The sequence below is a fragment of the Salinicola peritrichatus genome (genome assembly GCF_003206715.1).
In the GTDB taxonomy this organism is placed as follows: Bacteria; Pseudomonadota; Gammaproteobacteria; order Pseudomonadales; family Halomonadaceae; genus Salinicola; species Salinicola peritrichatus.
This window is the reverse complement of the sequence record NZ_PZJU01000041.1, coordinates 16830-37014: the sequence shown is the minus strand read 5'-3', so window position 1 is coordinate 37014 and position 20185 is coordinate 16830. Positions and strand designations below refer to the sequence as shown.

General features: G+C 63.6%; 16 protein-coding genes and 1 pseudogene. 11 read left to right on the top strand and 6 right to left on the bottom strand.

The window, feature by feature from the left end; genetic code table 11:
* The first annotated feature begins 125 nt into the window (after positions 1–125).
* Together DOM57_RS14625 and DOM57_RS14620 are read left to right on the top strand one after the other, a co-directional pair.
* Complete coding sequence (locus DOM57_RS14625) at positions 126–1418, top strand: nitrate regulatory protein (protein ID WP_110649936.1); 1293 nt, start codon at positions 126–128, stop codon at positions 1416–1418.
* A 453-nt stretch (positions 1419–1871) separates the two neighbouring features.
* Complete coding sequence (locus DOM57_RS14620; RefSeq protein WP_110649935.1) at positions 1872–3224, top strand: MFS transporter; 1353 nt, start codon at positions 1872–1874, stop codon at positions 3222–3224.
* 130 nt (positions 3225–3354) lie between these two features.
* Here DOM57_RS14620 and DOM57_RS14615 read toward each other — a convergent pair whose 3' ends face one another.
* The 3 genes from DOM57_RS14615 to DOM57_RS14605 all read right to left on the bottom strand — a co-directional run bounded on the left by DOM57_RS14615 (position 3355) and on the right by DOM57_RS14605 (position 7445).
* Complete coding sequence (locus DOM57_RS14615) at positions 3355–3693, bottom strand: zinc ribbon domain-containing protein YjdM (protein WP_110649934.1); 339 nt, start codon at positions 3691–3693, stop codon at positions 3355–3357.
* A 64-nt stretch (positions 3694–3757) separates the two neighbouring features.
* A complete protein-coding gene (gene cobA, locus DOM57_RS14610; protein ID WP_239496248.1) occupies positions 3758–4549 on the bottom strand; it encodes a uroporphyrinogen-III C-methyltransferase in 792 nt (263 codons plus the stop codon).
* Between the two features lie 112 nt (positions 4550–4661).
* Positions 4662–7445 (bottom strand): nitrate reductase, encoded by a 2784-nt coding sequence (locus tag DOM57_RS14605; protein WP_110649932.1) that lies wholly within the window; start codon positions 7443–7445, stop codon positions 4662–4664.
* Between the two features lie 794 nt (positions 7446–8239).
* Between DOM57_RS14605 and DOM57_RS14600 the strand changes: the two genes are divergently transcribed.
* From DOM57_RS14600 to DOM57_RS14580, 5 genes and pseudogenes are all read left to right on the top strand, one after another.
* On the top strand, positions 8240–9508 hold the full coding sequence (locus DOM57_RS14600) for an NAD(P)/FAD-dependent oxidoreductase (RefSeq protein WP_110649931.1): 1269 nt from the start codon (positions 8240–8242) through the stop codon (positions 9506–9508).
* On the top strand, positions 9508–12066 hold the full coding sequence (gene nirB, locus DOM57_RS14595; protein ID WP_110649930.1) for a nitrite reductase large subunit NirB: 2559 nt from the start codon (positions 9508–9510) through the stop codon (positions 12064–12066). Before DOM57_RS14600 ends, nirB begins: the two co-directional genes overlap by 1 nt.
* Entirely contained in the window at positions 12063–12608 is a 546-nt protein-coding gene (locus DOM57_RS22745; RefSeq protein ID WP_420820233.1) for a nitrite reductase (NAD(P)H) small subunit, read from the top strand. Before nirB ends, DOM57_RS22745 begins: the two co-directional genes overlap by 4 nt.
* Before the next feature lie 77 nt (positions 12609–12685).
* A pseudogene (locus tag DOM57_RS14585) lies at positions 12686–12778 on the top strand (formate/nitrite transporter family protein); the annotation flags it as partial.
* Positions 12779–12923: 145 nt separating this feature from the next.
* Positions 12924–13034: a cyanase gene (locus DOM57_RS14580; protein WP_110649929.1), complete on the top strand. Its 111-nt coding sequence runs from the start codon at positions 12924–12926 to the stop codon at positions 13032–13034.
* Between the two features lie 19 nt (positions 13035–13053).
* Here DOM57_RS14580 and DOM57_RS14575 read toward each other — a convergent pair whose 3' ends face one another.
* The 3 genes from DOM57_RS14575 to DOM57_RS14565 form a co-directional block, all read right to left on the bottom strand.
* Positions 13054–13545, bottom strand: coding sequence for a GNAT family N-acetyltransferase (locus DOM57_RS14575; RefSeq protein ID WP_110649928.1), 492 nt, complete (start codon positions 13543–13545; stop codon positions 13054–13056).
* A 281-nt stretch (positions 13546–13826) separates the two neighbouring features.
* Entirely contained in the window at positions 13827–14633 is an 807-nt protein-coding gene (locus tag DOM57_RS14570; protein WP_110649927.1) for an ion transporter, read from the bottom strand.
* 151 nt (positions 14634–14784) lie between these two features.
* Positions 14785–15501 carry a DUF3581 family protein gene (locus DOM57_RS14565; protein ID WP_110649926.1) on the bottom strand — a complete coding sequence of 239 codons (717 nt, stop codon included), beginning with the start codon at positions 15499–15501 and terminating at the stop codon, positions 14785–14787.
* A 127-nt stretch (positions 15502–15628) separates the two neighbouring features.
* On the opposite strand from DOM57_RS14565, the gene DOM57_RS14560 reads away from it, so the two are divergent.
* The 4 genes from DOM57_RS14560 (at position 15629) to DOM57_RS14545 (ending at position 20176) form a co-directional block, all read left to right on the top strand.
* Positions 15629–16141 carry a YchJ family protein gene (locus DOM57_RS14560; RefSeq protein ID WP_110649925.1) on the top strand — a complete coding sequence of 171 codons (513 nt, stop codon included), beginning with the start codon at positions 15629–15631 and terminating at the stop codon, positions 16139–16141.
* A gap of 518 nt (positions 16142–16659) precedes the next feature.
* Positions 16660–17169 carry a gluconate 2-dehydrogenase subunit 3 family protein gene (locus DOM57_RS14555; RefSeq protein WP_338056483.1) on the top strand — a complete coding sequence of 170 codons (510 nt, stop codon included), beginning with the start codon at positions 16660–16662 and terminating at the stop codon, positions 17167–17169.
* A 41-nt stretch (positions 17170–17210) separates the two neighbouring features.
* Positions 17211–18944: a GMC family oxidoreductase gene (locus DOM57_RS14550; protein WP_239496246.1), complete on the top strand. Its 1734-nt coding sequence runs from the start codon at positions 17211–17213 to the stop codon at positions 18942–18944.
* A complete protein-coding gene (locus tag DOM57_RS14545) occupies positions 18941–20176 on the top strand; it encodes a cytochrome c (RefSeq protein ID WP_110649924.1) in 1236 nt (411 codons plus the stop codon). The genes DOM57_RS14550 and DOM57_RS14545 overlap by 4 nt, the downstream gene beginning before the upstream one ends.
* Positions 20177–20185 lie beyond the last annotated feature (9 nt).

Sequence of the window (20185 nt, the reverse complement as noted above, 5' to 3'; positions counted from 1 at the left end):
AAGNNGGTATAGGTGAGGATTTTGACCGGGCTGGCGCTCCAGCAGCGCGCAACGCAGCGATTCGCCTGCGCAGACATTTATGCAGTGTTTCCCGATGATGGCGGACTGGACAGGACCGATGACTCATGAACGCTGCCGAACGGCTGCTGCAGGCAGCCAGATTCTCGGAGATCGAACAACTCACGCGTCTGGCGGAAACCGCTGCGGTGGTCGGTGACATCAGTCGCTTCGTTCACGCCCTGCAGCGCGAACGCGGCTCCTCGAGCATCTATCTCGGATCCGGCGGCAAGCGCTTCGCCACGCAGCGCCGACAACGCATCGCGGAGTGCCAGCACGCCGAGGCGCAGCTGCGGCAGCGTCTGGAGAGTTGGGCCGCGCCGGGCGTGGAGGAGGCATCGCCGCGCTATGCCGATGCACGTCTGCTGATCCGGTTGGCCGGCGTCTGGCACGGTTTCGACGCACTGCCGCGGATCCGTGAGGAGATCCGGCGTCAACGGCTGTCCGCCGACGATGCCATGCGCCTGTTCAACCGGCTGATCAGCAACCTGCTGTCGGTGATCTTCGAAGCCGCGGATACCGCCAGCGACACCGATATCACCCGCGTGCTGGTATGCCTGTTTCATTTCATTCAGGGCAAGGAGCTGGCCGGCCAGGAACGTGCCTGCGGCGCACTGGGTTTTACGTTGGGCGCCTTCGACGCGACGCATCGTGACACTATGCAGCAACTGATCGATGCCCAGCGTCACTGCTTCGATACCTTCGCCGAGTTCGCCAGCAAGGATACCCTGACGCGCTGGCAAGCCGAGCTCGGCCATCCCATCCACGCCGCTATCGCCCGCTTGCGTGACATGGCCTGTCAGGGCGCGGCGCTACCCGACGATCTCCCTGATCCCGGTGAGCAGTGGTACGCCATCGCCACGCAGCGCATCGATACCATGAAGGGGCTGGAGGACAGCCTGGTCGAGGAGTTGCAGCGTCTCTGCCAGGACAAGATCGCCCGGGCCAAACGTGAAATCGACGACACCGCCGGCCTGCTCGACTCCCTGGACGACGAGCTATGGGCGGCGCCGGTGAGCCTGTTGCTGGAGGCCAGGGACGCCGACCACGCCTCCGGACTCGGCGAGCTGACGGCCAACGCCATGGACTCCCGTTTCAGTCGCTCGTTGATCAATCTCGTGCAAATCCAGAACGCGCGACTCCAGCAGATCAGCGATGAGCTGGAGAGCACCCGCAAGACCTTGCGCGATCGCAAGCAGGTCGAACGCGCCAAGGGGCTATTGATGACGCATCGGAAACTCTCCGAGGACGAGGCCTATCGCCTGCTGCGCAAGACCGCCATGGATCAGAGCAAGCCGTTGGTCGAAGTCGCGCGCAACGTCATCGACCTGGTGGAAATGCTGTCCCAGGGCCGGCCCTGACGCTCGGGCGCCACGACGGCCACCGCTCTCGCGACTCGCTGGTGCATGGCTTTCCGCCACTGCACCTTCGGATAGCGCAATCGAACTTTCACGCTTCCACCCCTACCCAGCAAACGCCCTATCTTGTTGAATCATTAAGACTCCTTCGATCCTGGCATCGCTTCTGCTTGGGTTTTGACAGATCGAGCCAATGGCGGCTCGACCAGAGATCGTCACATGGCGATCTCGAATCATTCAGCAGTCAGGCCACCGTCGGCCGGCTGCCATAACGGACAACGGCGTCCATCGACTCTTCATGCAGCGCATGACGAGAGATGGGCGCCGTTTTTTTGTGCTCACCGTCCCTGGCGGACACTCTTCGGGTCGTCGCTGACACGTCAAAAATCGCTCCCGGCGATTTCTTGTGTCACGGCCATCGCCGAGTGTCGTCATCACCTCGGAGCGAGATATCTCATGGACATCCGCCACAAGGCCAACAAGATACGTCTGTTCACTCTATCGACGCCGCAGATGCGAGCCTTCCATCTATCCTGGTTCGCCTTCCACGTCTGTTTCTTCGGCTGGTTCGGCATCGCCCCGCTGATGGCCGTCGTCCGCGACGATCTTGGCCTGACCAAGACCCAGATCGGCAACACCATTATCGCCTCGGTGGCGATCACCATCCTGGTGCGTCTGGTGATCGGTCTGCTGTGCGACCGCATCGGCCCGCGCAAGGCTTACACCTGGCTGCTCTGTCTCGGCTCGCTGCCGGTCATGGCGATCGGCCTGGCCGACAGTTTCGAGACCTTCCTGCTGGCGCGTCTGGCGATCGGCGCCATCGGAGCGTCCTTCGTCATCACCCAGTACCACTCCACCGTCATGTTCGCGCCCAACGTGGTCGGCACCGCGAACGCCACCACCGCCGGCTGGGGCAACCTCGGCGGCGGCACCACGCAGATCCTGATGCCGCTGGTGTTCTCCGGCATGCTGATGCTCGGCGTCAGCGAAACGTTGGGCTGGCGCCTGGCCATGGTGGTTCCCGGTATCGTGCTGTTCCTGACCGGCCTGGCCTACTACCGCTTCACCCAGGACGCCCCCGATGGCAATTTCAGCGATCTGCGGGCCCGCGGCGAGCTGCCGCCGGCAACGCGCGAACACGGCGCCATGCAGAGCTTCACGGCAGCCGCCAAGGACATTCGCGTATGGGCGCTGTTCGTGGTCTATGCCGCCTGCTTTGGCGTCGAACTGACGATCAACAACATCGCCGCGATCTACTTCTTCGATACCTTCTCGCTGGATCTCGCCACCGCCGGCCTGATTGCCGGTCTGTTCGGCCTGATGAATCTGTTCGCGCGCACGCTCGGCGGTATCTTCTCCGATCTGTTCGCCCGTAACGGCGGGCTCAAGGGACGGGTACGCTGGCTGTTCATCGCGCTGTTCTGCGAGGGGATCGCACTGATGGGCTTCGCCCAGATGCAGACGCTGGCGATCGCCATCGGGATCATGCTGGTGTTCAGCCTGTTCGTGCAGATGGCCGAAGGCGCCACTTTCGGCGTGGTGCCGTTCATCAACAAGAAGGCCCTGGGGGCCGTCGCGGGGATCGTCGGCGCCGGGGGCAATGCCGGCGCGGTAGCGGCGGGCTTTTTGTTCCGCGCCGAGTCGCTCAGCTATCAGCAGGGGCTGTTCTACCTCGGCATGGCGGTCATCGCCGCATCCCTGTTCGCACTCGCGGTCAGATTCACGCCGGAGACCGAGGCCGAAGAGAACGAGGCCTATCAGCGAGCCGACAACGAGCGCAATGGCGGCGGCGCACTAGCCCAGAACTGAGTTCCGTTTCATCGCGTCCATGCGATCTTTGCCGCTGTCCCGGTTTGCCTTCCCGGGCAGCGGTTTTTTGTGCCCGCCATCCCTGGCAGGCACCTTTCGGGCCGACGCACAGCGGATTGTGAACAAGCTCTCAGGCCTTCCGGACGAACTCCGACTTCAACTTCATCGCCCCGATACCGTCGATCTTGCAGTCGATATCGTGATCGCCGTCCACCAGACGGATGCTCTTGACCTTGGCGCCGACCTTGACCACCTGGGAGGAGCCCTTGACCTTGAGGTCCTTGATCACGGTGACGCTATCGCCATCGGCCAGCGGCGTGCCGTGGGCATCGGTCACCACCTTCGCGGCTTCGTCGGCTGCGCGCTCGCTATCCGACCATTCGTGGGCGCACTCGGGGCAGACGTAGAGGCCCATATCCTCGTAGGTGTACTCCGATCCGCACTGCGGACAAGGGGGCAATTGGTTCATGAGTCGCTCCGGTGGGGAAGAAAGAAGCGGCGCATTCTATCCTGATTGGATCCGTCCCGCTCGGTTAAACGGGACGTTCGAGACTGGAGCACGAGCCAGCAGTGGAACGGGCCATCTCCACCACACTCCCCACCACGATCAGGCACGGGGAAGGCAACGGATGCGCGGCGAGTTTTGCCGGCATCTCCGCCAGTGTGCCGGCCAGCGTTTGCTGCTGCGGCAGCGAGGCATTGGCGATCAGCATGATCGGCCAGTCGTCGGGCAGTCCGCCCCGGCGCAGGCCCGAGCAGATATCGCCGACGCGATTGAGCCCCATGTAGAAGACCAGCGTTTCGTCACGCCGTGCCAGCGCCGCCCACTCCGGCTCGCCATCGGCGCGGCCCGTACTTTTGCAACATCGCTGGGCGGTGATGAAACGTACCTGCTGGGCATGGGCGCGATCGGTCAACGGCATCCCCATCGCCGCCACGGCGCCGGATGCCGCGGTAATGCCGGGGATGATTTCCGTCTCCACGCCGGCATCATGGAGCGCCGCCAACTCCTCGCCCATGCGCCCGAAGATACCGGGGTCGCCGCCCTTCAAGCGCACCACCCGCTTGTCCTCGCCAGCGAGACGCACCAGCAGGCCACCGATCTCCGCCTGGGACACGCTGTGATTCCCTCTTGCCTTGCCGACGTAGTAACGTTCGCAGCCTCGAGGCAGCAGCGCCAGGATATCCGGGCCGACGAGCCGGTCGTAGACCACGGCATCGGCCGCTTCGAGCCGTCTCAGCGCTCGCATGGTCAGCAGATCCGCGGCTCCCGGACCCGCGCCGACCAGCGCCACCCGGCCACGACCCGCGCCATTGTTTGCCACCACACCCCCCGAATGAGAGCCAGGCGTCAGTCGGCCTTGAGCGGCCTGCCTGAACGTTGAACAGAACCGCGCTACCCAACCAGCGGTCTTGAGCGTGGGGTCACGCGAAGGATTACAGGCTGGCATGGGCGTTCTCCTCTTCCAGCAGGGCTTTCAATTCGGGTTGGCAGGAACCGCACTGCGTGCCGCAGGCCAGGCGGGCCCCCAGCGCCTCGACACTGGTATCGCCGGCGCGGATGGCGGCAATGATCGAGTTCTGCCCGACCTGATGGCAACTGCAGACGATCGGGCCATCGTTGCGCGCGCCGCTGCCGCAGCCGGCCAGAATACGGCGCCGCGTTTCCGGGTCGAGCACTGCATCGGGAGCACGCGCAAAACAGGCATCCAGCCAATGCAGCGCCGGCAGCGACTGCGGCGGCCCGACCATCAGCCACCAGCGCAACCGGCCCTGTTCGATCCCGCTGACACGCAGCCGCCCGCGAGCATCGTCACGGCTCCATTGCGATGCCGGCACCGGCAGGTAAGTGGCGGCCCACGCCAGCCAGTCGCGATCGCCGGCTTGCGGACTACCGCCCAATTGCCAGCGCAGCGCGTGATCGAGCGGAATACGCGCCCAGTATTCGCAATCAAGGGTCGGATCGATCTCGGCGGCGAGATCGGCCGCGACGATCAAGGTCGCCTCCCACGCCAGCGGCAGCGGACGCAGGCCGACCGCGCCCTGCTTCGATTCCGGCTGGCCCGAGATGGGATCGGTCACCGGCGCGATCAGGCCGTTGGCCTTGGCCTGGCCACTGAACGCCTCGTTCCAGTGCATCGGCACGAACAGTTCGCCCCGTCGCTGACCCTTGGCCAGACGCGCGCGCCCCCGATAGCAGCCATCGATACCGCTCAGTTCCACCAGTTGCTGGTCGGCCACGCTGAAAGTCTCGGCGTCCAGCGGGTGAATATCGACGAACGGCTCGCTGCGATGGTTCATCAGTCGCGCGGCGCGCCCGGTGCGAGTCATGGTGTGCCATTGATCGCGCACGCGGCCGGTATTGAGACGCAGTGGCCGCGCCGGCGACACCGCCTGCTCCGGCTGGCGCGGCCGCACCGGCAGCAGCCGCGCCAGGCCATCCGGCGTGGCGAAGCGACCCGACTCGAACAGCCGTGCCGTGCCTTTAGGCGCCTCGGCAGTGACCGGCCACTGGATCGGCGCGAGGGCGTCGTATCCCGCGCGACCGAGCCCCGCCAGCGCCGAGATATCGAAGGGACGCCGGCTCTCGCCACGGTTTTCGAAGCCAGACAGGCGTGCGTGCTCATCGAATATCTCCGCCGGGTGGCGATAATCGAAGGCTTCGGCGTAGCCCAGACGAGCGGCGACCTGGCTCATGATCCACCAGTCGTGGCGCGCATCAAAGGGCGGCGGCAGCAGCCCGCGCTGGCGCGAAATGCAGCGCTCAGAATTGGTCACGGTGCCATCCTTCTCCGACCAGCTGGTCGCCGGCAGCACGATATCCGCCACCGCCAGAATGTCGGCGTTGGCCATGCAGTCGGAGACGATCACCAGCGGGCACTGGGCTAGAATGCGCTTGATCCGATTGGCCTCGGGCAGGCTGACCACCGGATTGGTCGCCATGATCCAGACGGCGCGAATCTCGCCGCGCTCGATGGCATCGAACAGCTCCACCGCTTTCAAACCCGGCCCCGTCGGCAGCGCCGGCGTCAGGCTCAGCGTCGTCCAGAAGCGGGTGACCCGGTCGATGGCGCCGGGCGTGTGGTAGTCCATGTGGGCGGCGAGCTGGTTGGCGAGGCCGCCGACTTCGCGCCCGCCCATGGCGTTGGGCTGGCCGGTGATCGAGAACGGCCCCGCCCCCGGCATGCCCAGCTTGCCACCCGCCAGATGACAGTTGATGATCGCCTGGCACTTGTCGGTGCCACTGCTCGACTGATTGATCCCCTGGGAGTAGAGCGTCACCACGTGCAGTTGCGTCGCGAACCAGTAGTAGAAGGTTTCGAGCCGCTCGGCGTCGACATCGCAGTCACGGGCGACCGCCTCGATGCCGACATCGTCCTCCCGGGCCGCCTGCAAGGCTTCCTCGAAACCCTGGGTATGGCGCTCGAGGTAGAGCCGGTCGATCCGGCCAGTGGCATGCATCCAGGCCAGCAGGCCATTGAACAGCCGCGCATCGCTGCCGGGGGCAATGCCGAGATAGAGATCGGCGATCTCGCAGCTGTCGGTCACGCGCGGATCGATCACCACCACGCGCATCAGCGGATTGCGGCTCTTGGCTGCTTTCAAACGCTGGTAGAGCACCGGATGATTCCAGGCCAGATTGGACCCCACCAGCACCACCAGTTCCGCGCACTCCAGATCCTCGTAGCAGCACGGCACCGCATCGGCGCCGAAGGATCGCTTGTAGGCAGCCACCGCCGAGGCCATGCACAGGCGCGAATTGGTGTCGACGTGGGGCGTGCCGAGGAACCCCTTGAACAGCTTGTTGGCGACGTAATAGTCCTCGGTCAGCAACTGCCCGGAAAGATACGCGGCCACCGACTCGCGGCCATGCTCGCGCCGGGTGGCAGCCAGGCGCTCGGCAACGCACTCCAGCGCGTATTCCCAGGTCACCGCCTGGCCGTCCACATGGGGTTGCAACAGTCGCCCCTCGGCGCCAAGGGTTTCATGCAACGCACTCCCCTTCACGCAGAGCCTGCCCTGGTTCGCGGGATGCTCGGCATCACCGGCGACGCCGGTCAACGCGCCATCCTCGATAGTGGCGACGACACCGCAACCGACGCCGCAATACGGGCAGGTAGTGGTGCCCTTGGAAGGCGGGCAGGTGGTGGTGCCCTTGGAAGGCGGGCAGGCGGTGGTGCCCTGAAAAGGCGGGCAGGTGGTGGTGCGCGGTTCGGACATGGAAGCCTCCCTGAAACGCAAAGAGGCCCGACATCACTAACGTGACGTCAGGCCTCTTTGCCTGCTACCGCAGCCGTACAGGGCAACTGCGGTGCCGTGTTGTAACTCGTCGATTCGCTCGGGCCCGCTGCCGGCATTGGCAAGCGAAAGGCCCTTCTGATGCGTGTACCGATGCAATTACCGGACCGACGATCATTTTTTACTTGCGGGACAGCGACCTGACCGATTCTCGAGAAACGCTCCCGTCATCGACGGCGGCGTCCGCGAAGCGTATTGCTTTTCTTTGGTGCGAAAACGCATCGATCTGCACCGGGCTTGAGCAAGCCAGACCGTTGCAGGCCGCTTTTTCGCCTTCGCGATCGCTACCAAGCGACTGAATCGTCTGCCAGATCGTCGATCTGGCACACCTTTCGCTTGGCACGCATGCCAGCGATCAATGACGGTCGCTAGCGTCGGCCGGTCGCCGCAATGTCGCAGCACCGTGCCAGACGGACCGAAACGTCATAGCGGAATTCAGGAACCGCTGAATAAAACGGCGAGCAGGATGAAGCGCAAGGCGCACGGAGCGCAGCAACCGGAGCCTATGGGGTATAGGTGAGGATTGCTAGCACCGCGCAACGCAGCGGTTCGCCTGCGCAGACATTTATGCAGTGTTTCCTTCAGGCAAAGGCGCCTGATGCCACGAAGCCCAAGCTCTCGGAAGCCGGCCTTCGTGTCATCAGGCGCCTTTTTTCGTTGCGTCGGTGTGCTCGGCTTATCAGTCGAGTCATCGCCGCACACGACGGGAGATAACCATGGCAAAGACCACCCAATCCCCGCCTCTCGCGGGGGAGCATCTGGTCATTATCGGTAACGGCATGGCCGGCCACCGACTGCTGCAGGCGTTGCATGGCCGTCCTGACCGGCCGGATCGCATCACGGTGATCGGCGAGGAAACCGCAGCGGCCTACAACCGCATCCTGCTCTCCCCCTGGCTGGCCGGCGAGATCACCCGCGATGCGCTCGATCTCAAGCTGAGCGACACGCAGGCTTCGGGTATCGAGTGGCGCCTGGGCGAGCGCGTGGTCGACATCGACCGCCACGCCCGCTGGCTGCGCACCGAGTGTCAGCGCACCGGCAAGGGCAGCCGCGTGGATTACGACCGGCTGGTCATCGCCACCGGCTCGCGCCCGACACTGCCCGACATTCCGGGCATTCGGCTGGGCAACGTCGGCGGCTTCCGCAATCTGGAAGACGCCGACTGGCTGAGCGCGCAACCCCCGGGTAGCCGTGCCATCGTCGTCGGTGGCGGCCTGCTGGGTCTGGAGGCGGCGGAGGGACTGCGCAAGCGGGGTTTGCAGGTCACCGTTGTGCAACGCAGCGAGCGGTTGATGAACCGCCAGTTGGATGCCACCGCAGCGGCCTGGCTGCGTGAAAGCCTGGAAGGACGCGGCCTGACCATCGAGACCGGCGCCAGCCTGGTCGACTGCCAGGGAGACGAAAACGGCAAGGTGCGCGCGGTGACGCTCGCCGATGGTCGCCGCCTGCCGGCCGACTGCGTGGTCGTCGCGGCGGGCATCACCCCCAATGCCGAACTGGGCCGAATGGCGGGGCTCGATGTCGGCGCCGGCATTCACGTCGATGCGTGCCTGACCACCACCGAGCCATCGATCCATGCGCTGGGCGAATGCTGCGAATTCGACGGTTGCACTGTGGGTCTGGTCGAGCCGATCTGGCGGCAGGTCGAGACCCTCGCCGAGGTGATCTGCGGTGACGCTCCCCGGCCCTACGTCAACAGCGACTGCGCAACCCGGCTCAAGGTGGCGGGCATTTCGCTCTACGCCTTCGGCCCGGTCGACGCTCCCGACTTCGAAACCCTGACTTATGCCGACCGCGATGCCGGCGATTACCGCCGCTTGCTGCTGCGCGACGACCGCCTGAACGGTGCGGTGCTCTACGGCGACACCGCCGACGGCCCGCGTCTTTATCAGCTCGCCCAGGCGGGCGTCCCGCTCGGCGACTGCCGCGACACGCTGCTGTTCGGCGCGTCGGAAGCCACACAACATCTGGAGGAGGCAGCCTGATGTCCTCGTCAAGCATCTCGAATCCCAACACGCCGCGCCTGATCGTCATCGGCAACGGCATGGTCGGGCACCACTTTCTCGAGCAGTTGGTCGAGAGCGGCGCTCACCAAAGCTATGCCGTCACGATCTTCGGGGAAGAACGCCGTCGCGCCTACGACCGCGTCCACCTGTCCGAATACTTCAGCGGTCGCGATGCCGAGTCGCTGTCGCTGAACGAAGCGGATTTCTGTGACCGCCACGGCATCGATCTGCACCTGCGCGAAGAAGTGACGGCCATCGACCGCGCTGCGCGTACCGTCTCCACCGGCCGTGGAGAATACGCCTACGACCAACTGGTACTGGCCACCGGCTCCTATCCCTTCGTGCCGCCGATTCCGGGTAACGACCGCCCCAACTGCTTCGTTTACCGCACCCTGGACGATCTCGATGCGATCCGCGCCGCGGCCGAAACGGCCTCCAGCGGCGTGGTGGTCGGTGGCGGCCTGCTGGGGCTGGAGGCCGCCAACGCCCTGCGCGGCCTGAATCTCGACACCGCCGTGGTGGAGTTCGCGCCGCGCCTGATGCCGATGCAGGTCGACACCGAAGGCGGCGATCTGCTGCGCGAAAAGATCGAGCAACTGGGCGTCCAGGTACTGACGGGGCGGGCCACCCAGCGCATCGAGGACGGTCAGGACCACCAGCACCGCATGGTCTTCCAGGATGAAAAAGTGCTGGAAACCGACTTGATCGTGTTCTCCGCCGGCATCCGTCCCCAGGATCGACTGGCCCGGGGTTGTGGGCTGGAGATCGGCGAACGCGGCGGCGTCGTGGTGGACGACAACTGCCGGACCAGCGATCCGAACATTCTGGCCATCGGCGAAGTGGCGCTATGGCAGGGCAGCATCTTCGGCCTGGTGGGCCCCGGCTACCAGATGGCCAAGGCCGCCGTCGATACCCTGGTCGAGGGCGAACTCACCTTTCAGGGTGCCGACATGAGCACCAAGCTGAAGCTGCTCGGCGTCGATGTCGGCTCGATCGGCGATGCGCATGGCGACCGCACTCCCGGGGCGCGCATGTACCGCTATCTGGACCAGATCAAGCAGGAGTACCGCAAGCTGGTGGTCTCCAGCGACGGCAAGAAGCTGGTCGGCGCCATGCTGGTCGGCGACAACAGCTACTACGACACTCTTTTGCAGTACTACAGCAACGGCCTGGAACTGCCCAGGGACCCGGCCTCGCTGATTCTCCCCAGCAGCGAAGGCGCGCCGACGCTGGGCGCCGACGCCCTGCCCGAGACGGCGATGATCTGCTCGTGCCACAACGTCACCAAGGGCGCGATCTGCCAGGCGGTCGATGCCGGCTGCACCGATCTCGGCGCGCTCAAGGCCGAGACCAAGGCGAGCACCGGCTGTGGCGGCTGCACGGCACTGCTCAAGCAGGTCTTCGAACACGAGCTGGAAAGCCGCGGCGTCGAAGTCGATCGCAGCCTGTGCGAGCACTTCGCCTATACCCGCCAGGAGCTCTACGGCCTGATCCGGGTCGAAGGCATCAAGAGCTTCGATGAGTTGCACGCCCGTCACGGCAAGGGCCGGCTGGGTTGCGATATCTGCAAGCCGGCGGTCGCTTCGATCCTCGCCTCGTGCTGGAACGAGCCGATCATGAATCCGTCGCTGGTGCCGCTGCAGGACACCAACGACACCTTCATGGCCAACATGCAGAAGAACGGCACCTACTCGGTGGTACCGCGTATCCCGGGCGGCGAGATCACCCCCGACAAGCTGATCGCCATCGGCGCAGTAGCCAAGAAATACAACCTCTATACCAAGATCACCGGCGGCCAGCGCATCGACCTGTTCGGCGCCCAGCTGCACGAGTTGCCGGATATCTGGAGCGAACTGATCGCTGCCGGCTTCGAGACCGGCCACGCCTACGGCAAGTCGACGCGCACGGTGAAATCCTGCGTCGGCAGCACCTGGTGCCGCTACGGCGTGCAGGACAGCGTCGCCATGGCACTGATCATCGAGAATCGCTACAAGGGGCTGCGTTCGCCGCACAAGCTCAAGTTCGCCGTCTCCGGCTGCACCCGCGAGTGCGCCGAGGCGCAGAGCAAGGATGTCGGCGTGATCGCCACCGAGCACGGCTGGAATCTCTACGTCTGCGGCAACGGCGGCATGCGCCCGCGCCATGCCGAACTGTTCGCCACCGATCTCGATGACGACACGCTGCTCAAGACCATCGACCGCTTTTTGATGTTCTACATCCGTACCGCCGACAAGCTCCAGCGCACCTCGGTGTGGCGCGAGAGCCTGGAAGGCGGCCTCGATTACCTCAAGCAGGTGATTCTCGAGGACAGCCTGGGTCTGGGCGCCGAACTGGAAGCGCAGATGCAGCACGTGGTCGATCAGTACGAGTGCGAGTGGGCCGGGGCGCTCAAGGACCCGGAAAAGCTCAAGCGCTTCCGCACTTTCGTCAACGACAAGCGCAGCGACCCCGACATCATCGCCGTGTCCGAACGCGATCAGCCGCGCCCGGCACGTCCCGAAGAGATCGCCGCGCTGGCGGTGGAGGTGACCTCGTGAGCGAACTGATTACACAACAAAATCCGGCCACCCAGAAAACCCCGGCGGAGCAGGCCATCGCGCCTGCGCTCCCCGTTCGCCTGTGCGGCCGAGCGGATCTGGTCGCCGGCTCCGGCGTCGTTGCCTGGCATGCAGGCCATCAGATCGCGCTTTTCTATCTACCTTGTCGGCCGCTATCTTGTCGGCCCGAAGACGCCGAAGACGCCGACGGGCTACCTCGCCGACCGCTATCTTGTCGGCCCGAAACCGCCGACAGGACCGACGGGGCCGATGAGCCTTCTAGGCAACCCGAAGCCGTTGCCGAGCTTTACGCCCTGGACAACCGGGACCCGTTCTCCGGGGCTAACGTGATCGGCCGCGGCATCGTCGGCGATCTGGGCGGCGAGCTGGTGGTCGCCTCGCCGATCTACAAGCAGCACTTCCGGCTACGCGACGGGCAATGTCTCGAGGATCCGGAACGGCGGCTGCGACATTGGTCCGTCGCGCTGGACGGGAACGACGTCGTGCTGTTGCCCGATGAGGAGAAGTCGCACCCGGACTAACCGGGCCAGCGTGTCGACACGGCAACACGGCAAGACCTCTCAATCGTCTCGATCATAATCACAATGAGGAAAGCGTCATGTCCTATCTCGTCCCTGCGGAATTCGCCGCCAAGATGGTGGATGCCGGCGAGTCCAAGATTTTCATGTCGACCCGCGACACGCTGATTCGCACGGTGGACAAGCTGGAAATGTACCATGCCTTGATAGCCGCCAAGGCACGCAGGCACGCAGGCACGCAGGCACGCAAAGACCTTAGCTGAAATGCGCTGGACAACGCGATCGGGCGCTGTGTGGATCGTCTCAGTCTGATACGGCATGAATAGCGCCATCGACTTCGAGATGGACGTCGCGCGCAAGGGGGATCCCAAGGGTGACCGCGTCGTGGTCACCATGAGCGGCAAGTTTCTGCCCTATGAAAGCTGGTAATTCGGCCCAGTCGGCGAGGTCATCTGTTCATCAGATCGAGCCGCATCAGTGTGACCCACTCGCCACGATATTCAAGGCGCTCCTGTTCGCACCAGCCCAGCCGCGCATAGAGCCTCTGTTGATCCGGAGTGTAGAGATAGCAGTGATTGAAGCCCGCGTTGCGCGCCTCTGCTTCCCCCCGCGCGATCAGCGCTGAGGCAATCCCCAGCCCCCGCCACGCCAGCGGCACGAAGACGGAAGCCAGCCACGGCGTCAATTCGGGTCGCACGCTCATATCCTGCGCCGTCAGACTCGCTGTACCCACCAAGACATCTTTTCCTCCCGCTCCCACGACAACCGCAACGAACACCGAAGGTACACCGCTGTCGCGACACTGGAGACGCACGTTCTCACGCCACTGCGCCCAACTCTCCTCGGGATAGAGCGCACCCCAGGCGTCGTAGGTCCAGCGGGCTACAGTCTCGACATGAGTGGATTGAGGCGAGAGGCTTTGCAGAGAAACGTTGGACATAGGCGTTACGCCCCTTCGGCGAAAATCGGTCGATCCGGTCACGATAGCACGCGCGATCGCATTTGACGGCCACGCTTGCGCTGCGCACCGCACTAGCCCGACTGCTGAGCGGACACAAAAAAAGCCCGCGCAAGAGGGGGGGATGCGCGGGCGAGGCGGGGTGTTACCTAGGAGATGCGTCTGAGACGCGACTCGAACGACTGCTACCGAAGAATCTTCATTCGACAGAAATTATATTAGCACCCTTATGTTTTTCGGGCAATGCAATATTCCAATCGTCGTCATCGCTCTCGCTCATCGCCCGCCTCGCTCGCGTGATGCTCCGCCAGTTCCTGGCGATGCTCCTGGAGTTCCCGCCTGAGCGACTCGATTTCGATCTGCAATTCGCTGACCTGTTCGATCATATGTCGCATCATGCGCCGGTTGGCCTTGTGCTGGCGCGCCTCCGATTCGCCTTGATCCTCGACGAACAGTGAGCTGACGTAAGCCGCGAAACTACCGAACAAGCCCACCCCGCAGACCATCAGCAACACAGCGACGACCCGCCCCAGGGTCGTGACCGGGTAGTAATCTCCGTAACCCACCGTGGTGACTGTCACGATCGCCCACCATAGCGCCTCCTCCGCGGTATTGATCGGGCTTTCGGGGTTCGGCGTCTCCACCAGCAATACCGTCAAGGCGCCGAAGACCACTAACAGCATGGTCGCCGTGGCAGCCGAGGCGAGTACGCCTTCGGCGCGGTTGCGAAACAGCAACTGCCAGATCAATTCCATCGAGCGCAACGCACGCAACACGCGGATAACCTGCACGACGCGGGCGAGACGCGCCGCCTGGAACCAACCGGCGGGAATGCATGCCAGCAGATCCAGCCATCCCCAACGCAGCATATAGCGCCATCTGTTCGGCGCACGATAGAAACGCAGACAGAAGTCGATGAAGAAGACCGAGCAGACCACATAGTCCATGTAGCCGAGCAGTTGACTGATTTCGGGCGGAAGCGTGAAAAAGGTATCGGCGACCATCGCTCCGAGGACATAGAACGAGAGGGCCAAAACGAAGAATTGAAATGGCGAGACGTGTTCCTTCATGACCGGTCCGCTGACGCTGGTGACACGAACGACCCGCCGTTTCGAGACGGACCCTGCGTATTATCGTTAGGTTACGGCACCAAGCACGAATCTCTCGACACAGGAGAGTTCGTACCGATCGCCGGCAGCGAAACGCCCCTTGATGGAAGCACTAACAAGCCGAGCAGGGATTGGCCGCCTTGAGCTGCACGAAGTTGGTCACGAAGGTCTCCATCTGCTCCGCGTCGTAGGCCTGGAGACCACTGATCACCAGTTTCTTGGAGCCGGTTCCCACTGGTCGGCCGTTACAGCTCATGCGAAATTCCAGGTGTGCCTCGCCCCGCTTGCCCTTCACGTCCAGCTTGGCCCCGGCGAAGTCCAGATCGAGATCGCACGGGTCATGATCCTCGAGATTGAATCCCATGCTGTCGTAGATGACCAGTGGGCGCTGCGGATTGAACATCACGCCCTTGTCTTCCAGCAGCGGCTTCAGGTAATGCGGAAAGTTGCGCCCGGAAAAGGCAACGTAACGGCGGGTAAAGGTCTCGATGGTGGCCGGATCGCGGATGGTCCACCCTTCGCGCCTGACCTCGAGGTACTGCTTGTTGGCATCGTCGACCACACTGACCGAGCCCGCGTCGCCCTCCACGAACCGCAGCGGCACGCAATCCCCCACCATGCCACAGAAATGAAACGACATGTGCTGGGACAAGCCGTAGCGCGACAGGACCAAGGCAAACAACAGATCCCCCGGCACGCAGAAACGCCGCGCGCAAGGGTCGTGGATCGGATTGTAATCGCCAGCGACCTCACGGGCGAACCGACTGGCCTGCTCTGCGGTGATGCAGAAACGATCTGCGTCGGTAGAATGAAACTCGTCGAGAAACATGGATGATCGACCTACATGTCGAATGACTTGGCACCGTTGCCTGGCAGCGTCGCTGTTTTACCATAAGCCAACGGTAAGGTCAGCGTAGCATTAACATTTAGAGACAAATGATAGCGCAGTTTACCAAATGTACGCTCAGACCACAGTTCCCGCCCGCGACGCTCTCGCCCCTTGTCCCTGCGACAGCGGAGCAGACTATGGCAGCTGCTGCGGCCCTTATCACCGAGGCCAGGCGCTGGCGCCGACACCCGCGGCGCTGATGCGATCGCGCTACAGCGCCTTTGCACTCGGTGGCCTGGGCGCGTACCTGCTCACGACCTGGGACCCCAAGTATCGAGACCCGGCATTGACCGCGCAGATGCTGGACCAGCGTGATAGCGACTGGCTCGGGCTCGAAATCCTCGATGCCAGCGACGACGGCACGCGAGGCACGGTCGAATTCAAGGCCACTTACCGCCCGCTGACCACCGCCTCCGGTGCGCCATCTCAGCTGCTCCACGAACGCTCCCGCTTTCGGCGCCATAAGGGTGCCTGGCGCTATGTCGACGGTGTCATCGACCCGCCACCCCGGCCGGCATCGCGCAATGCGCCCTGCCCTTGCGGCAGCGGCAAGAAGGCCAAGCGGTGCTGTCACGCCTGAATTCCCTCGAATTCAAAGGCTTAACCTTCCCTTGATCCCGCCGCCAGGATTTCCGAGTTAGAAACTGGCACCTGCCTTTGCTTAGCCTTCCAAGCAAATGTGAATTCGACTTTCGTCTTGCGGTTAATTGTCGCATGGCATATGTTAAACATAATAGTTAGCACGCCATTTAATCTCATGCGAACTTATTCTAATCATGAATTCGGGCCCCGTTTCTTCTCCGAGAGAAGAGACCATGGCCGGTCTTACCGCAAGGGAAACCGTGATGAGCAAAAAACCTAAAACTGCCGCGGCTGGCGGCCTGACCCGACGCGAGTTACTGGGCTCGTCGGCCGCTCTGCTGATTGGCGCTTCCGGCACCGCCCAAGCCCTGACCCATACCAGCACCCCCCAAATGGCAACCCTTTGCCAACATCGCTGAAGAACCGGTCGATCCCGATGCCGGTTGGCAATTCTTCACCGATGACGAAGCCGCCACCGTCGAGGCGATCGTCGAGCGCCTGATTCCTGCCGATGACTTGAGTGTGAGCGGGAAAGAGGCGGGTTGCGCGGTCTTCATCGACCGCCAACTGGCCGGCCCCTATGGGGATTTCGAACGCCTCTATATGCATGGCCCGTTTCAGGACGGCATCCCGCAGCAAGGCGACCAATCACCGCTGACACCGCGACAGCGCTACCGCATTGGGCTTGCGGCACTCAACGACCATTGCCGCAACGAACTCGGCGCCCCTTTCGCCGATTTGAGCGAGGAGCAACGGGATCGGGTCCTGAGCCAGCTTGAAGCCGACGAAATCAAACTCGACGACATCGATACGCCGCTGTTCTTCGAGGCCATTTTGCAGAACACCATGGAAGGCTTCTTCGCCGACCCGATCTATGGCGGCAATCGCGACATGGCATCATGGAGGATGCTCGGCTTCCCCGGTGCCCGCTACGACTATCGCGATTACATCGAGCGTCACAACGAAGATCTAGGCCTGGAACCGGTAAGCATTGCCGGCCGCTCCGACTGGAATACGCAGGGATAATCAAGACATGGCAACCAAACTCCCCCCCCACCGATGCGGTGGTGGTCGGGCTCGGCTGGGCCGGTGCGATCATCGCCAATGGACTCGTCGATGCCGGCCTGAGCGTCGTCGGCGTCGAGCGCGGCCCCTGGCGTGATACCGCGAAAGACTTCAACATCGCCTCGGTGACCGATGAACTGCGCTACTCGCAGCGCCAGGAACTGATGCTGCGCACCGCACAGAACACCATCACCATGCGCAACAACCCGTCGCAGACCGCGCTGCCGATGCGTAAATGGGGCTCCTTTCATCCGGGCAATGGTACCGGCGGTGCGGGCAATCACTGGGCCGGGATCACCTTCCGCTTTCAGCCCGAGGAGTTCCACCTGCGCAGCCATCTCGAGGAACGCTATGGCGCCGACTCGATTCCCGACGAACTGTCGCTGCAGGACTGGGGCACCGACTGGAATGAAATGGAGCCCCACTACGACGCCTTCGAAAAGATCGCCGGCACCTCCGGCCGCGCCGCCAACCTGATCAGCGGGCGGCAAGCAGGCGGTAATCCATTCGAGGGCGTGCGTGCCAACGACTACCCCACCCCACCGCTGAAACAGCCCTACTCGCCGACGCTCTTCGCCGATACCGCCCGCGAGATGGGTTACAAGCCATTTCCGGTGCCATCGTCCCTGGTGTCCCAGACCTATACCAACCCGCTCGGCGTCACCATGGGGCCCTGTACCTTCTGCGGCTTCTGTACCAACTACGGCTGCGCCAACTACTCCAAGGCCAGCGCGATCACCACCGTGCTGCCGGCGCTGATTCGCAAGGACAACTTCGAAGCTCGCACCCATTGCGAAGTCCTGCGGGTCACCACCGACTCCGATGGCCGCCGGGCCACCGGCATCGTGTATGTCGATTCCGCCGGTCGTCAGTGGGAACAGCCCGCGGAGATCGTCGTGGTCGCGGCGTTCACCTTCGAGAATGTACGTCTGATGCTGATGTCGGGGATCGGCGAAGCCTACGACCCCGCCACGCGTCGCGGCACCACCGGGCGCAACTACGCCTATCAGACCGCCAACAGCGTGCAACTGTTCTTCGACGACAAGAACTTCAATCCCTTCATCGGCGCCGGTGCTGTCGGCATGGGCATCGACGAATTCAATAACGACAACTTCGATCACTCGGGGCTGGGCTTCTTCGGCGGCGGCAGTACTCGCGTCACTCCGATCGGCGCTGCGCCGATCCAGGCGCGTCCGACACCGCCCGGCACTCCGCGCTGGGGATCGCAGTGGAAACGCGCCACCGTCGACAACTATGCCAGCACCATGTCGATCGGCTGCGAGGCGAGCAATTACTCCTCGCCCAACAACTATCTGTCGCTGGATCCGACTTATCGCGATCGGCTGGGTCGCCCACTATTGCGGATTACGTTCGACTTCACCGACAACGATCTCAAGATGGCCCAGTACGTGACCGGCAAGGTCGTGGAGATCGCCAAGCGGATGAACCCGCGCCAGATGATCCCCAGCCCGCGTACCGGCCCCTGGGATGGTCGCCCCTACCAGTCGTCGCACGTCGTCGGCGGTTTCATCATGGGCGTCGACCCCAGCACCAGCTCGGTCAACAAGTATTTGCAGGTGTGGGACGTCCCCAACCTGTTCGTGGTCGGTGCTTCCGCCTTCCCGCAAAACCCCGGTTACAACCCCACCGGCACCGTCGGCGCCCTGGCTTTCAAGGCTGCCGATGCGATCACTAAACACTACCTTCGCAATCCGGGGGAGATGATCAGCACATGAAAACGCTCATCGGATTCACTCTCCTGAGCCTGGCCGGTACCGCCCTGACGGCGCAGGCCGCCAGCACCGAATATCAGGACATCGAACACGGCCGCTACCTGAGCGTGCTCGGCGACTGTGCCGCCTGCCATACGGCCAATGAAGAACAGCCTCTCGCCGGTGGCGTCTCGCTGGAAACCCCTTTCGGCACGCTGGTGGCCCCCAACATCACGCCGGATGCCGAAACCGGCCTCGGCAATTGGACGTTCGAGGATTTCAAGGGCACGATGACCGAAGGTATCGGCAAGGGCGGCTACCATCTCTACCCCGCCATGCCCTATCCCGCCTATACGCTGATGCGCGACGAAGACCTCCGCGACCTCTGGGCCTACCTGCGGACCGTCTCGCCGGTCAACCACGACGTCGAAGCCAACCAGCTACCGTTCCCGTTCAATATCCGCCTGGCAATGATGGGTTGGAACTGGCTCAACTTCGATGATCGCGACTTCCAGCCCGACCCGGACCGGCCCGACGATATCAATCGTGGCGCCTATCTGGTCGAAGGCCTCGACCACTGCGGCACCTGCCACACGCCGCGCAACTTCATGGGCGGCGATGGCGACGGCAAATTCACCGGCGCCATCGTCGACGACTGGCTCGCGCCGAACATCACGCCGGATCCACACAAAGGGATCGGCGGCTGGAGCGAGGACGAACTGGTCGAATATCTGAAGACCGGTGGCAACCGCTTCGACTTTGCCTCTGGCCCGATGGCGGACGAAGTTCGTCACTCATCGCAATACTGGACTGACGACGATCTCCACGCCGTGGCGCGTTATCTCTTGACCGGCGCGGGTATCGACGAGACTGCGTCCAGCGCAGATGCACCCGAGCCCTTGGCGCAATCCAACGCCCAGGTCCAGGCCGGCAGCAAGATCTACTTCGATCGCTGCGCCGGTTGCCACAAGACCGATGGCAGCGGCGAAAACGGCATGTTCCCGCAACTCGCGGAGAATCCGCTGATCAACAACGACAACGCCTCGTCGCTGATCCGCGTGGTGCTAGCCGGCAGCCGGGCGGTGGACACCGATGCCAAACCGACCGCGCCAGCGATGCCCGCCTTCGGCTGGGACCTGAGCGATGACCAGATCGCCAACGTGGTCACCTTTGTGCGTAACAGCTGGGGCAATGCCGCGCCCACCGTCTCCGCCGGAGACGTCGCCGAGATGAGGAAAGCCCTACAGGGCGAATGACGCCGATAG